This window comes from Streptomyces sp. NPDC056061, assembly GCF_042266885.1.
Taxonomy (GTDB): Bacteria; Actinomycetota; Actinomycetes; order Streptomycetales; family Streptomycetaceae; genus Streptomyces.
Genome location: NZ_JBHJWQ010000001.1, coordinates 90,714 through 105,243 on the forward strand (window position 1 = coordinate 90,714; position 14,530 = coordinate 105,243).

The 14,530-nt window shown below is 70.1% G+C and carries 14 protein-coding genes; 11 read left to right on the plus strand and 3 right to left on the minus strand.

The features are described from left to right. Positions 1-262 precede the first annotated feature (262 nt). Positions 263-1,255 (minus strand): L,D-transpeptidase family protein, encoded by a 993-nt coding sequence (locus tag ACFC79_RS00390; protein WP_376233188.1) that lies wholly within the window; start codon positions 1,253-1,255, stop codon positions 263-265. A 284-nt stretch (positions 1,256-1,539) separates the two neighbouring features. Between ACFC79_RS00390 and ACFC79_RS00395 the strand changes: the two genes are divergently transcribed. From ACFC79_RS00395 to ACFC79_RS00430, 8 genes are all read left to right on the plus strand, one after another. Then, positions 1,540-3,120 (plus strand): methylmalonyl-CoA mutase, encoded by a 1,581-nt coding sequence (locus ACFC79_RS00395; protein WP_376233189.1) that lies wholly within the window; start codon positions 1,540-1,542, stop codon positions 3,118-3,120. A gap of 180 nt (positions 3,121-3,300) precedes the next feature. Next, positions 3,301-3,966, plus strand: a complete 666-nt coding sequence (leuE, locus tag ACFC79_RS00400; protein ID WP_376233190.1) for a leucine efflux protein LeuE — start codon at positions 3,301-3,303, stop codon at positions 3,964-3,966. A 510-nt stretch (positions 3,967-4,476) separates the two neighbouring features. Then, entirely contained in the window at positions 4,477-4,683 is a 207-nt protein-coding gene (locus ACFC79_RS00405; protein ID WP_376233192.1) for a hypothetical protein, read from the plus strand. Then, positions 4,667-5,191 carry a DUF6879 family protein gene (locus ACFC79_RS00410; RefSeq protein WP_376233194.1) on the plus strand — a complete coding sequence of 175 codons (525 nt, stop codon included), beginning with the start codon at positions 4,667-4,669 and terminating at the stop codon, positions 5,189-5,191. The genes ACFC79_RS00405 and ACFC79_RS00410 overlap by 17 nt, the downstream gene beginning before the upstream one ends. Next, the gene (locus tag ACFC79_RS00415; protein ID WP_376233197.1) at positions 5,175-6,011 is read left to right on the plus strand and encodes a Scr1 family TA system antitoxin-like transcriptional regulator; all 837 of its coding nucleotides are present in this window, start codon (positions 5,175-5,177) and stop codon (positions 6,009-6,011) included. The genes ACFC79_RS00410 and ACFC79_RS00415 overlap by 17 nt, the downstream gene beginning before the upstream one ends. Before the next feature lie 192 nt (positions 6,012-6,203). Then, entirely contained in the window at positions 6,204-6,368 is a 165-nt protein-coding gene (locus tag ACFC79_RS00420; protein ID WP_376233200.1) for a hypothetical protein, read from the plus strand. Positions 6,369-6,453: 85 nt separating this feature from the next. Beyond that, on the plus strand, positions 6,454-6,906 hold the full coding sequence (locus ACFC79_RS00425; protein WP_376233202.1) for a glycine-rich domain-containing protein: 453 nt from the start codon (positions 6,454-6,456) through the stop codon (positions 6,904-6,906). A 67-nt stretch (positions 6,907-6,973) separates the two neighbouring features. After that, positions 6,974-7,615 carry a class I SAM-dependent methyltransferase gene (locus tag ACFC79_RS00430; protein ID WP_376233205.1) on the plus strand — a complete coding sequence of 214 codons (642 nt, stop codon included), beginning with the start codon at positions 6,974-6,976 and terminating at the stop codon, positions 7,613-7,615. A gap of 508 nt (positions 7,616-8,123) precedes the next feature. Here ACFC79_RS00430 and ACFC79_RS00435 read toward each other — a convergent pair. Next, entirely contained in the window at positions 8,124-9,527 is a 1,404-nt protein-coding gene (locus ACFC79_RS00435; RefSeq protein ID WP_376233207.1) for a polysialyltransferase family glycosyltransferase, read from the minus strand. Then, entirely contained in the window at positions 9,527-10,504 is a 978-nt protein-coding gene (locus ACFC79_RS00440) for a glycosyltransferase family 2 protein (RefSeq protein WP_376233209.1), read from the minus strand. Before ACFC79_RS00440 ends, ACFC79_RS00435 begins: the two co-directional genes overlap by 1 nt. A gap of 209 nt (positions 10,505-10,713) precedes the next feature. On the opposite strand from ACFC79_RS00440, the gene ACFC79_RS00445 reads away from it, so the two are divergent. The 3 genes from ACFC79_RS00445 to ACFC79_RS00455 all read left to right on the plus strand — a co-directional run bounded on the left by ACFC79_RS00445 (position 10,714) and on the right by ACFC79_RS00455 (position 14,525). After that, positions 10,714-12,060 (plus strand): DUF6716 putative glycosyltransferase, encoded by a 1,347-nt coding sequence (locus ACFC79_RS00445; protein WP_376233211.1) that lies wholly within the window; start codon positions 10,714-10,716, stop codon positions 12,058-12,060. An 89-nt stretch (positions 12,061-12,149) separates the two neighbouring features. Further along, the gene (locus ACFC79_RS00450; protein ID WP_376233213.1) at positions 12,150-13,451 is read left to right on the plus strand and encodes a cytidylyltransferase domain-containing protein; all 1,302 of its coding nucleotides are present in this window, start codon (positions 12,150-12,152) and stop codon (positions 13,449-13,451) included. A 123-nt stretch (positions 13,452-13,574) separates the two neighbouring features. Next, the gene (locus tag ACFC79_RS00455; RefSeq protein ID WP_376233215.1) at positions 13,575-14,525 is read left to right on the plus strand and encodes an N-acetylneuraminate synthase family protein; all 951 of its coding nucleotides are present in this window, start codon (positions 13,575-13,577) and stop codon (positions 14,523-14,525) included. Positions 14,526-14,530: the final 5 nt, after the last annotated feature.

Here is a 14,530-nt window from a genome sequence, read left to right on the forward strand (position 1 = left end):
CGGCGCGCGGGGGTCGTGTCGGCTCTCGAGGTGAGCACCGTCCGGCAGGCTTCGAGAACGTCCGGTGCGAGGCGGTGTGACGTTTTTCGACCCCGTGACGCAGTACGGAATGAGCCGACTGGTCATCGGCTGCGCTCCGAGCCGGGGTTCCCCCCGTACCTACGGCTCAGCGCATCGGCGCGGGCGGGACACGTTCCCCCTGTCCCGCCCGCGCCATCTCTTTCCCGGCCGGCTTCGCCGGTCGGCCGACCGGGGTCGGCGGTCAGTGGACGACGACCTTGTCGCCGGTCTTCACCTGGGCGAACAGCGAGGCGATCTTCCCCTCGTCCCGGACGTTGACGCAGCCGTGCGAGGCGCCGTCGTAGCCGCGGGCCGCGAAGTCCGCCGAGTAGTGCACCGCCTGGCCGCCGCTGAAGAACATCGCGTACGGCATGGCCGTGTGGTAGATCGTCGACACGTGGTGCCGGGACTTCCAGAACACCGAGAAGGTGCCCTCGCGGGTCGGCGTGTACTGGGAGCCGAAGCGGACGTCCATCGTCGAGACGACCCGTCCGTCGACCATCCAGGACAGCGACCGGCTGTTCTTGCTGATGCAGAGCACCCGCCCCGTCATGCAGCGCTTGTCCGGCTTGGCGACGGGCAGTGTGGTCGGCGGGCGCAGTTCGGCGGCGGTCGGCGCGTGCGTCATGCCGAGCAGCCGCTGCCAGGTGACCGTGTCCGTCCGGCCCGTGGTGACCAGCCCGCGCTTGCCCTGGAAGGACCGGACGGCGGCGGCCGTGACGCTTCCGTAGTAGCCGGTGGGGGAGCGGTCGAAGTGGCCGATCTGGCGCAGCCGGGCCTGGAGTTCGCGGACCTGCTTCCCCTCCGAGCCGTCGGCCATGAGCACCGTGCCCTGCGGGTCGGGCTCCGGCTTCGGCGGTTCCGGTTCCGGCGTGGACGTCGCGGTGTCCGTCGGGGAGGGCGACGGCGGCGCGTGGGTCGGTGACGGCGACTGCCGGGTGACGGGCTCGGCGTCGCCGCTCGCCGTGGCCCGCGGTGGCGGCGGTGGGGTCGGCGCGCCCGCGGTGGTCCGCGGCTCGCAGCCGGTGGTCGCGGCGGTCACGGCGACGACGGCGAGCGTCGCCGCGGCCGTGGTTCCCGCCCAGCTCCGGGTCCTGCCCCGGTTCCTGGCCCGCGTCCTGCCGCCGCGCGGACCGCCCCGTGCGCCGGGCGGCGTCCCGCCCGGAGACGCGCCCGTGGTGGTGCTGCGTATCATCTCGGCCCCCTGCCTGTCCGGGTTGCTCCGGTGTCCCCTGGGACGGTCTCCCGCTCTGCCCGGTTGCCAAAGCCCGCGCATGATGGAGGAACGGCCGCGGGAACCGGCCCCCGTCATTGGACTCCTCCCAGGGGGTGCGGCGACAGGGGGCCGACGGGTGCTGTGAGCAAGGTCCCAGCACCCGCCCCTTCCCCGGGTCCCGTGGCCGCCGCCACAGTCCGTCGCGGACACCCTCGTCACACGCGGGTGGCTTCGTGAGGCAGCTACAGCGGGAGGAACAGCGGATGACGCGCGAGTCGGAGTCGGGACTGCCCATCGAGCCGGTGTACGGGCCGGACACACTTGAGGGATGGAACCCCGCCGAGAAACTGGGGGAGCCGGGCTCGTACCCGTTCACGCGCGGTGTCTACCCGACGATGTACACCGGTCGGCCGTGGACGATGCGGCAGTACGCGGGCTTCGGCACGGCCACCGAGTCCAACGCCCGGTACAAGCAGCTGATCGCCAACGGGACCACGGGGCTCTCGGTCGCCTTCGACCTGCCCACCCAGATGGGCCACGACTCCGACGCACCCATCGCCTCCGGCGAGGTCGGCAAGGTCGGGGTGGCGATCGACTCCGTCGACGACATGCGGGTCCTGTTCGACGGCATCGCGCTGGACACGGTCTCCACGTCGATGACCATCAACGCCCCGGCCGCCCTGCTGCTGCTCCTCTACCAGCTCGTCGCGGAGGAGCAGGGCGTCGCCGCGGACCGGCTGACCGGCACGATCCAGAACGACGTGCTCAAGGAGTACATCGCGCGCGGCACCTACATCTTCCCGCCGGGACCGTCGCTGCGGCTGATCGCCGACATCTTCAAGTACTGCCGGGCCGAGATCCCGAAGTGGAACACCATCTCGATCTCCGGCTACCACATGGCGGAGGCCGGCGCCTCGCCCGCGCAGGAGATCGCGTTCACCCTCGCCGACGGCATCGAGTACGTCCGCACCGCCGTCGCGGCCGGCATGGACGTGGACGACTTCGCGCCCCGTCTCTCCTTCTTCTTCGTCGCCCGCACGACGCTCCTGGAGGAGGTCGCCAAGTTCCGCGCCGCCCGCCGGATCTGGGCACGGGTGATGAAGGAGGAGTTCGGCGCGGAGAACCCCAAGTCGCTGATGCTGCGCTTCCACACCCAGACCGCGGGCGTCCAGCTCACCGCCCAGCAGCCCGAGGTGAACCTGGTGCGGGTGGCCGTCCAGGGCCTGGCCGCGGTGCTCGGCGGAACGCAGTCGCTGCACACCAACTCCTTCGACGAGGCGATCGCCCTGCCGACCGACAAGTCCGCCCGCCTCGCGCTGCGCACCCAGCAGGTCCTGGCCCACGAGACGGACGTCACCGCGACCGTCGACCCCTTCGCGGGCTCGTACGTCGTGGAGCGGATGACGGACGACGTGGAGGCCGCCGCCCTGGAACTGATGGCCAAGGTCGAGGACCTGGGCGGTGCGGTGCACGCGATCGAGCGCGGCTTCCAGAAGAGCGAGATCGAGCGCAACGCGTACCGGATCGCGCAGGAGACGGACAGCGCGGAGCGGGTCGTGGTCGGCGTCAACCGCTTCCGGCTCGACGAGGAGGAGCCGTACGAGCCGCTCCGCGTCGACCCGGCGATCGAGGCCGAGCAGGCGGCCCGCCTGGCGCGGCTCCGTTCCGAACGCGACAACGACGCGGTGGACGCGGCCCTGGCCGCGCTGCGGAAGACGGCCGAGGGCACGGACAACGTCCTGTACCCGATGAAGGAGGCGCTCGGGGCGCGGGCGACGGTCGGCGAGGTCTGCGACGCGCTGCGCCAGGTGTGGGGGAAGCACGTGCCGACGGACGCGTTCTGAGGCGGGCCGGTCGGGCCGGTCGGACCGGTCCACGTCGCGGGCCACGCCGCCTTCGACCGCAACAGGCCGTCCCGCCTCGGACCGCGTGCCGGGTACCCGCGTGCCGGTACCCCCGTCCGCCGCTTCCGATCCGTGGACTCGTTGGACGAACTGCCCTACGCGCGTGCGACACTCCGTCCCATGCTGGGTGTCACCGACCTGCCGACCTACCTCGCCGGTCTGGCGCTGATCGTTCTGCTGCCGGGGCCGAACTCGCTGTACGTGCTCTCCGTCGCCGCCCGGCGCGGGGTGCGGTCGGGGTATGTGGCCGCGGCCGGGGTGTGGACCGGGGACACCGTGCTGATGACGCTGTCCGCTCTCGGTGCCTCGTCGTTGCTGCGGACCACGCCGGTGCTGTTCGGCGTCGTCAAGTTCGCCGGTGCGGGCTATCTGACCTGGATGGCCATCGGCATGCTGCGGGCCGCGGTGGTCATGTGGCGCGAGCGGCACCGGCGGGTGGCCGAGCTGGCCGAGGAGAGCGCCGGTACGGAGGCCGCCGGGGCGATGGAACGGCCCTATCGGCGGGCGTTGGTGGTCAGTCTCTTCAACCCGAAGGCGATCCTGTTCCTGATCTCGTTCTTCGTGCAGTTCGTCGACCCCGGCTACGCCTATCCGGCGCTGTCGTTCCTGGTGCTGGGCACCCTGTTGCAGATCGCCAGCTTCCTCTACCTGTCGATGCTGATTTTCGGCGGCACCCGGCTGTCCGCCGCGTTCCGCCGTCGCAGGCGGCTGTCGGCGGGGGCCACCTCGGCGGCGGGGCTGCTGTTCCTCGGCTTCGCGGTCAAGCTGTCGCTGGCCAGTGCCTGAGCGGTGTCCCGTAATCCCTGGTGGGTCAGCGCGCGGCGTCAGATCCGGTGCATCGGTCACGCCGTTCGCTGCCCTGGTCGGCACCTTTAAGGACCGTCCCGCAATCCCTGGCGGGTGCACGACGACAGTTGCGGCACCTCGCCGCGTTGTCGGAACGTCCGCATACATCCAGTATGCGGACGCCCCTCCGCCTTGCGATGCACCGGATCTGACGCCGCGCACCGGTCCACCACGGATTACGGGACAGCCCTTAGCAGGCGGAAGCGTCAGCCAATCACCGTGACGGTTGGTTCAGTAAGTTCGGATTCTTCACATGGGGATGGCGAACAGCCTCGGTAGCCCTGGGGCGCCCCTGCGGCGCATGACCTCAACCAGTCCAACTCGCACTCCCGGACCGGTCTTTATGCAATGACGCGCATATTCGCGTTCCTGCATGGACGGCACACCCGCCCCGCTCGTACTGTCGTGGCGACCGGCCCTCAAGGGGCCCGCAGCAGGGGGTTCGTGGCCATGGCTCGTGAGGAACTGACCCGACTGACCGGCAACGGGAACGGCAACTGCAACAACGACGACTGCCCGAACGTCTACCGCACCGCGTCCGGCTCGTTCGTGGTCCAGGGGGACATTTCCAAAGCTTTCACCGCACCGGATGGAGAAGGGATCGTTGAGATCCCCGAAGAGACTTTGAGGGAGGCATTCCGTGCTCTTGGATGGTGAGGACTGGACTGCCAAGGTCCAGGGCTTCAAACAGGAAGCGTGGCGACTCGAAACCCTTCCCGTCTACAGGGTGCCGAGTGAGGACGGAGATATCCGGGACTTCCTGGACGGGCAACGGCTGGACCCTGAGAACTACTCCTCCGGCTATACAGAGGGTCTGAAACGGATCAGAGTCGAAGGAAGGTCCAAAGGACGCGTTCACATCGTCACGCGACCCCTGACCGACTATCTCCGGTTTGAGTTCATGTACTACGACGTACATTCACGGGTCGGAGACGATATCCGCATCCTGGATGTGACCGAAAGACCCAACCCCCTTGAAGGGGTTCAAGACTTCTGGCTTTTCGACCGGTCGGAAGTCGTGCTCATGAACTATGCGGAGGACGGCACCCAGACCAGCCGGGAACTGTACGACGGCGACCCGGCGCCGTACATCGAATACCAGCGGATTGCCCTCGCAGAATCCGTAGCGTTCAGGGAGTACATCAACGGTGGCCATCGAGCCTGACGAGCTGGACCAGTCGGGGCGTGAACTCGCGGCCATGCTCAAGCACCTTCGCAAGCAAGCCGGACTCTCAGGGGTCCGGCTTGCTGCGCGTTGCAACATGTCCCAATCCAAGATCAGTCGGATTGAGGGCAACAAGTCTCGCCCGTCACTCCTGGACGTTGAACAGCTCCTTCGGGGCCTTGAAGCTTCCCCCGCCATAGCGGCTGAGGTCATGGCCCTGGCCAGGATTGCCCAGACGGAATGGCAGGACGGCAGGACCCTTCGCAGGAAAGGGCTCGACAAAAAGCAGTTGCAGCTAGCCGGCCTGGAAGCGTCGTCCACAACGTTCCGGTATTTTCTTCTCTCCATGGTTACCGGGCTCCTGGCCACTCCCGAATATGTCCGTGCCAGCCTAACCCAGGCACCACCGGAGCAACAGGCCAAGGCTGTAGCCATGAAACTCGACCGGCAAAGGGTTCTGTTCGACCGCTCCAAACGGTTCACATTCATTCTGACCGAACAGGCCGTCAGGTATCCGCTCGTTCCACCTCACGAGCTAGCCATGCAGATTGACCGACTAGCATCCTTCACTCGCCAGCCGAACATCAGGCTCGGGATCATCCCCATGGGGGTTCACTTCACCTCCGGGGCCCTCAATACATTCACGGTCTATGACGAGACCCTGGCAACCGCTGAACTGGACCTGGGTGCAATCGTGTTCCGTGACAGTCGAGACGTACAAGACCTGATTGGCCGCTTCGCCACCTACGAGGAATACGCGCTCTTTGGCGAGCCGGCCAGGGAGCGCCTGGCCGGCTGGGCCGATCACTGCCGTAGATGATATTTATTCAACAACGTGAATAACTTGCTGTATCGCTTCGTGACTCGGGGATCATCTTTCCCGTTACGAGCTGCGGGAGGCGCGACGGCATGGCAACGGGATCGAAGCAGGACGCATCGTGGGAACCTGGCAAGGCTGTGTTTCGACAACGCCAGTCACATGGTCGGTGTCGTCCAGGAGCAACGCGGGCCCATGCTCACCCTGGTTCGCCATTCCGGCCTGAGCCGGCAGACCTGCGCCGTTTGCGTACGTCCCGTCGGCGTCAGGGAACGCATCCAACTCGTCGCCCCGGCCCGACACCGCCACCAGCAGGCACAGACCCTGGCCGAGCCGCTGCGTCGGCGCGCAGCCCTCTGAGACCCCCGCCCCGAGCACCCAGGCACGTTCGAGTGGCCGGGGCGGGCTCCATCACCCGAGCACGTCAACGCGAAGGGAACCACTGATGGCAACAGCCGTACAAGTCCGAGACCCCCGAACCTGCGTCCCCACCCAGGTGTGGGACCGGGAAGTCCGACTCATCATGCGGGACCACGCCATGGAGCGTGACCTGGCTGAACGCATCTTCGGTCAGGCCGTCGCCTACCTGGTGACCTCCGCCGAGTGCCCCGAGACCCGCATGGGGCCCTCTCAGGCCGTGGACTTGGGCGTCCACTCGTTCGTGCTCGACTCGGTCGTCTACACAGAGTTCTGCGACCAGTACGCGGGACACTACATCCACCACATTCCGCATCTGCCCGGACAGGACACGCAGGAGCCCCTCGCCCTGCGGGACACGGTCAAGGCCATCCAGACCTCCGGCTTCGAGATCGACCCGGAGCTGTGGACCATGAAGGACGCGGCCGAGTGCTCCCAGTGCCACGCCGGGTGCACGGACAGCCCCAACAGCGGGAAGTGACACCGCACTGACTGCGGCAACTCCCCTCGGGGCCGGGGGGAGTTACCGTCATGAGGGGAGGCTCTGCATGGAGGTCGTTGACGCCTGGGAGCGGTACGCCCAGGGACGGACACCACGGAGGGAGACCAACGCTTGCGGGGCCGACACCTGGTTGAACTGGACGCAGTACCCCGACCACGGCCCCGATGAATCGATCCTCGGCGAGCTTCAGGGCCGGACCGTTCTGGAACTGGGCTGCGGCACGGGCTGCAATCTCGCGCACCTCTCCACGCTCGGGGCCATCTGCACCGGAGTGGACATCGCCCCCAGTCAGCACAAGAAGGCAGTAGCCCGATGGGGCCACCTTCCCGGCCTCACCTTCCACACGGCAGAGGTGGCCGAGTACCTGAGCCGCACAGACAGCCTCTTCGACGTGGTTCTGTCCATCTTCGGACCCGTGTGGTTCGCGGACCCTGAACAGCTTCTCCCGCTGATCCGCAAGAGGCTTGCGCATGGTGGCGTACTGGCCTTCTCCCACAAGCCCCCAACGGCCGGCACTCAGCCGGTAGGCACTCTGAGAGAGGCAAGGGCGGTAACCAGGTGGGACTACAGTCCAGAGGATTGGTCAGCCCTTCTGGCGTCTTCGGGGTACTCGAACACCGAAGTCGAGGTCATCTCTCCGCCAGAAGGACAGGGCGTCGGAACCCTCCTGGTGAGGGCCTACGCATAGCCTGGAGAGCCCCTTTGCCGCCCTGGCTGACCAATCCGGGTGTGTGCAGTGGTGCCGGCCTGCCACCACTCAGGCCCCGGCAAAGGCGCACCGAGCGGTGCGGCCGGGGCGCGGGTGCGGGACGTGCCGAGTGGGGTGACCGGGGCGCGCCGGGTGGTGCGGCCGGGCGCGGGGACGAGGTGCACCGAGCGGTGCGGCCGGGGCGCGGGTGCGGGGCGTGCCGAGTGGGGTGACCGGGGCGCGCCGGGTGGTGCGGCCGGGCGCGGGGACGAGGTGCACCGAGCGGTGCGGCCGGGGCGCGGGTGCGGGACGTGTGCAGGTCGGCGGTCTTCGCCGGGGGCGTGCCGGGGCGGAATCCGGCACACCGTCCGCGTGGACGTCTCGGTGCCGCCCCCGCCCGGGAGGGCGACTGCGGGTGGTGAGGGTCCGGCTGCGCCTCTCCCGTACCGGCGCCGTCATGGGACCGCCACGCCGCGTGGGCGGGGGAGGGGCGTCGTCGGCGTGGTCCTCAGCCCGCCGCCGCGCGCTTCAGGGTGCGGGCCCTGCGGGCGATCCGGCGGACCGTCGCGTTGCGCGGGATGAACGCGAGCTGCGTGGGGACGGCGCCGGGCAGCCCCAGCACGGTCAGCCGACGCCGCTTGAAGTAGCGCCGGACGTCGTCCCGGTGCCGGGCGAGATGGCGCTCGGCGACCGGGCGCAGGTCGGCCCGGATCTGCGGCTGCATCGCGTACCCGACGGCGCCGACCAGGCCGGTCGGCTCGCCCCGGACCTCTTCCGCGTCCGGCATCGACCAGTCGGCGACCGCGGACCGGTCCTCCAGGTCGGGTAGGAGCGCGTCGACGATCGTCAGCGGGATGCGGTTGCTGTTCTGGTACGGGGCGAGCCGTTCCAGCAGGGGGCCGGTGCCGACGCGGGCGACCGGGAGGCCGTAGAACGAGGCGGCGGTCAGCAGCGCGGTGGAGAAGCAGCCGACGACCAGGGCCGGGCGCAGGGTGGCGAACAGCGTCTCGGCGAGCGCCGGGGTGTCCAGGACGGTGAGTTCGGCGCCGAGCCGCTCCGCCTCCTGCTCCAGCGACCGCGCCCACCGGGCGGGTGCGCTGGGGTGCGGCTTGAAGACGATCCGGGTGTGGCCGAGGGCGACGGTGCCGCACAGCATCCGGGCGTGCAGCTCCTCCTCCTGTTGGGCGGTGAGGATGCCCAGCGTGGAGAGGTACTGCCCGAGCAGCAGCGCCGGAGCAGGCCCGTCGGTGCCGTCGGCAAGACGCGGGACGTCGACGTCCGCCGCATCGGTGAGCTCGCCCAGCACCTTCAGGAAGACATCCGTCGGGACGACCTCGGACTCGACCCCGAACTCGGTGAGCAGCAGCGGGCGCAGGCCCGGCACCAGGTCGAGGTGGAGCAGCCGCCGGATGCGGGTGCCGAGCACCTGGTCGAGCTTGTTGCGGGTCGGGCCGTAACTCATCAACCCGTCGGCGTAGACGTGCACCGGGCTGTCGCCGAAGATCACCGCGAGGGCCTGGGCCGGGTTGGCCTGGATGGACTCGCAGGCGATCTCGACCGGCTCGTCCTCGCGGAGATTCCACTCGCGTCGCACGGCCCGTTCCCACAGCGAGGCGTCCTGTTCGCGGGGCGACCAACCCGCCGGGTGGAATGGCCGGATGAACGCGTTCCAGGAATGCACCGTGTCGAATTCGGACGCCAGTTTCTCGAATCCGGGCCGGTGATGCAGCGGTGTTCCCAGTTCGGGCGCGGGAGACGTGTCGCTGACGACGAGAATGCGCCGGTGCTCGGCGCGCGGGCCGAATTGTCCCGCGCGCAGGGCGGCGACGAGTGTGGCGGCGGCGTACTGCGTGCACGCGGAGAAGATTTGCGTGGTCGACCGGCCGGACGGCGCGGTGTATGTGCCGGACATCAGGCCGCGACCTCCCGGGAGACGGGGCGGCGGCGCACCCGGCGCAGCCGGTCCGCGCGGCGGTCGCCCAGGGAATTCAGCGTGTCGGCGAGAATGTCCTGGGGCATGCGCCGGAGAGCAGCCGCACTCATGGAGCGCAATTTCCTTGCCACTGCTGGTTCGAACCTTTCGATGGATTCCAGGTGGTGCGCCATGACCGCGCAATAGGTGCGTACGGCCTTCGGCAGCAGCCGGTCCGCCTCCGGATCCCGTGCCGTTTCTTCGAGGACCTGGTCGAAGGCCCGGATGAAATCGAGCTGCCGCATGTCGCCGATCTGGGTGAGCGAGGACGCCACCCCGCGCCGGTAGAAGACGCCCGGCAGGCCGACCGCCGCGAAGGATTCCGCCTCGCGGTGCAGCCGCCAGATCCAGGGCCGGTCCTCGGCCGTGCGCAGCCCGTCCCGGAAGCGGAGCAGCCCCGACTCGACGAGCCGGCGGTGGTAGGCCCCGGCCCAGGCGTACGCGTAGTCCACCGGCGTCGACCGGTCCGACGGCAGGATCACGTCGCGCGGTCGCAGCACCGTGCCGCGCAGACCGTGCGGGACCTGGTGGACGGTGCGCACCCGGTCCGTGAACTGCACATGGTCCGTACGGACGAAATCGCAGCCCAGTTCCGTGATGGCGGCCAGAAGCCGTTCGTAGTGGCCGGGAACCACCCAGTCGTCGCCGTCGAGGAAGGTGAGGTACTCGCCGCGCGCCGCGTCGATCCCGGTATTGCGTGCGGTGGCCAGGCCCCCGTTCTTCTCGTGTCCGACCACGACGGCCCCCGGGATCTCGCGCTCGGCACGCAGCAGGATCTCCAGGGTCCCGTCGGTCGAGCAATCGTCGACGAGAATGAATTCGAAATCATTTCGGGCATTGGCCCGCAGACTTCGCAGGGTGTCGGGGGCATATGCCCGCACGTTGTAGAACGGCACGATGACGGAGAGCTTAACCACGCGTCACACGTTAGGCGGGGGCCTGTCATTTGCCTTGGCCCCGGAAAGGACGGCAGGTGAACGAAGGGCGTCGAAGTGATGAACCGGATCGATTGCCTGTTCCGTGCGGAGTGTTTGTGCAGGTGATTCGCCGATCGTCGTCGGGCTGTTAACCAGCTGTTGCCATCGCGTTGGGCCGCGAATCGAAATGCCTTCCTAAGTTCTGGGGCGTGCCCCCACGTACCGATAAGACGACCGCCCTCCGGGTAGCCGTGCTCGCCGACTCCGACACCCGGTGGAAGTGGGGCGCGCTCACCGCGCGCCGCCTCACCGAGGGCTCCGGCGGTCCGGCGCAGCGCGTCGAGATCAGCGGACTGCTGCTGCGCGGCCGGGCCACCCCGACCCCGCGCCAGCTCGCCGAGGTCGGCGACGTCGGCATCGGGCCCGACCGGGTGCGCGAGGTGACGGCCGTCGAATTCCTGCGCACGGTGCGGGAGGAGCGGTACGACGTCGTCGTCCTGGCCCTCGTCGGAGGAGGCGTCCAGGCGATGCTGCACGGCCTCGCCGCGCTCCGGCTGCCGGCCCGGCCGGTCGTCGTCACCGGATACGTCGGCGTCGTCTACGAGAAGCTCGCCGACGGGCTGCTGCTGCGGCACGGCGCGGACGTCGTCCTCGCCAACTCCCGCCACGACGCCGAGCGGTTCCGTGCCGTGTACGCGGGGGTCGGTGCCGACGACTCGGCCGTCACGGAGGCCGCCCTGCCGTTCCTCGGCGGCGAGCCGTACCGGCCGCAGGACGGCCGCGACACCGTCGTCTTCGCCGCCCAGCCCTCGGTGCCGGCCACCCGCGCCGAGCGCACGTACCTGCTGCGCAGGCTCGTCGAGCACGCCCGGCTGCACCCGGGCCGCGAGGTGCTGCTGAAGCTGCGCTCCAAGCCCGGCGAGCACACCACACACATCGAGGAACTTCCCTACCAGCGGCTCGTGGAACGCGTCCCCGGCGGCCCGCCGCCCAACTTCCGCCTGGTGTACGGGCACATGGGCGAGGTCCTGGACCGCGCCGACCTGCTCGTCACGGTCTCCTCGACGGCCGCGCTGGAGTCGCTGCACCGGCGCGTCCCGACCGCGGTCCTCACCGACCTCGGCGTCCGCGAGGCCCTCGGCAACCACCACTTCATCGGATCCGGCCTGCTCACCTCCTGGGACCACCTGGACGGCGGCCACCGCCCGGAGCCCGCCGCCGCGTGGCTGGCCGGCCAGGGCGTCGCCGCCGACGGCACGTACGCCACCGCCTACGACGCCGCCCGCGCCCGCGTGGCGACCCTGCTCGCCGCCTCCCGGCTGCCCGACCTCGTTCCGTACTACACACCCGCCACCGCACCCGGCTACCTCCCCGGCATCCTGGCCCGCCACCACCTGGCCCCCGACGGCCACCCGCTGCCGGGCGCCGACCGCCCGCGCGAGACCGGCCGGGTGCGCGGCGCGGTCCGCGACGCGGTACGGGAGGCGGCGCGCGGCGCGTACCGGCAGGGCGTCCAGCGGGTCGCCCCCGTCATCCGGCGGATGGGCGAGCTGTGATGCGCGCGACCCCCGGCACCACCGCCCCCGGGCCCGCCGGGTCCGGGGCCGTCGAGCAGCCCACCGTGTCCACCCCCTCAGGAGCAGAGATGACCTCGACCCCGACCGTGCTCGCCGTGATCCCCGCCCGCGTTGGTTCCAAGGGCGTCCCGGCCAAGAACCTCGCCCAGGTCGGCGGCGTGCCCCTGATCGCCCGCGCGGTGCGCGCCTGCCTGGCCTCCCGCGAGGTCACGGACGTCGTGGTGACGACCGACGACGCGGCCATCGCGGACGCCGCCCGCGCGGCCGGCGACACCTCCGGCAGCCCGGAGCGGCTGCACCTCGTCCAGCGCCCCGCCGCCATCTCCGGCGACCGGTCCAGCAGCGAGGACGCCGTGCTGCACGCCCTCGACGCGTACGAGGCGATGCACGACCGGACGGTCGACGTGGTCCTGCTGGTCCAGTGCACCAGCCCGTTCGTCGCCCGGGAGGACATCGACGGCGTGGCCGCCGCGGTCGCCCGGGACGGTGCCGACACCGCCGTCACGGTCGCCCCCTTCCACGGCTTCCTCTGGCGCGACGGCGGCGCGATCGAGGAGGACAACTACGGCGTCAACCACGACAAGTCCGTCCGGCAGATGCGGCAGGACCGTCCCGAGGACCTGCTGGAGACCGGCACCGCGTACGCCATGGCCGCCGAGGGCTTCCGCACCCACCGCCACCGTTTCTTCGGGAACACCGCCCTGGTGCGCGTCGACGCCGCCCGCGTCCTGGAGATCGACGACCCGCACGACCTGGCCCGCGCCCGCGCGCTCGCCCCGCTGCTCGACCCGTCGCCGCTGCCCACGCTCGCCGACATCGACGCGGTCGTCCTCGACTTCGACGGCACCCAGACCGACGACCGGGTCCTCATCGACGCCGACGGCCGCGAGATCGTCGCCGTCCACCGCGGCGACGGCCTCGGCATCGCCGCCCTGCGCAGGGCCGGAGTGCCCCTGCTGATCCTGTCCACGGAACAGAACCCGGTCGTCGCCGCCCGCGCGCACAAGCTCCGCATCCCGGTCCTGCACGGCATCGACCGCAAGGACCTCGCGCTCAAGCAGTGGTGCGACGAACGGTCCGTGGCTCCCGACCGTGTCCTCTACGTGGGCAACGACGTCAACGACCTGCCGTGCTTCGCGCTCGCCGGCTGGCCGGTCGCGGTCGCGAGCGCCCACGACTCGGTACGTGCCGCGGCGCGTGCCGTCACGACCACGCCGGGCGGCTTCGGCGCGATCCGCGAGATCGCCGCCTGGCTGCTCGGCCCCACCCTCACCACCCCCGCACACCCCACCCGTTCCACCAACTCCTCCGATTCCCCCGGCTCCACCGATTCCCCTGAATCCAGCGAGTCCAGCGAGTCCACCGAGTGATCCCGGGTCCCCCGACCCGTCCCGTCACACCCCACCCCACCCCGAACACCCCACCCCACCCCGAACACCCCACCCCACCCCGATCCACCACGCGACGTCCCCCGAAGCGAAGGAACACACCCCATGAGCACCTCCCGCCTGCGCACCCTCGGCACCCGCACCGCCGGCCCCGGCCGCCCCGTCTACATCACCGGCGAGATCGGCATCAACCACAACGGCGACCTCGACAAGGCCCTCGCCCTGATCGACGTGGCCGCCGAGGCCGGCTGCGACGCCGTCAAGTTCCAGAAGCGCACCCCGGAGATCTGCACCCCGCGCGACCCGTGGGACATCGAGCGCGACACCCCCTGGGGCCGGATGACGTACATCGACTACCGCCACCGCGTCGAGTTCGGCGAGGACGAGTACCGGGCCGTCTCCGAGCACTGCGCCCGGCGCGGCATCGACTGGTTCGCCTCCCCGTGGGACACCGAGGCCGTCGCGTTCCTGGAGAAGTTCGACGTACCCGCCCACAAGGTGGCCTCCGCCTCCCTCACCGACGACGAACTGCTGCGCGCCCTGCGGGCCACCGGCCGCACGGTCATCCTCTCCACCGGCATGTCGACCCCGAAGCAGATCCGCCACGCGGTCGAGGTCCTCGGCTCGGACAACATCCTGCTCTGCCACGCCACTTCGACGTACCCGGCCAAGGCGGAGGAGCTGAACCTGCGGGTCATCAACACCCTCCAGCAGGAGTACCCCAACGTCCCGATCGGCTACAGCGGCCACGAGACCGGCCTCCAGACCACCCTCGCCGCCGTCGCCCTCGGCGCCGCGTTCGTCGAGCGCCACATCACGCTGGACCGCGCCATGTGGGGCTCCGACCAGGCGGCCTCCGTCGAGCCGCAGGGCCTCACCCGCCTCGTCCGCGACATCCGCACCATCGAGGCATCGCTCGGCGACGGCATCAAGAAGGTCTACGAGTCCGAGCTCGGCCCCATGAAGAAGCTCCGCCGCGTCGCGGGCGTCGTCGCCGAGAGCGAGGCCGCCCCGGCCGCCGACCTGGTGACCGCCGCCGAGCCGGTCGCGGTCTGACGGGC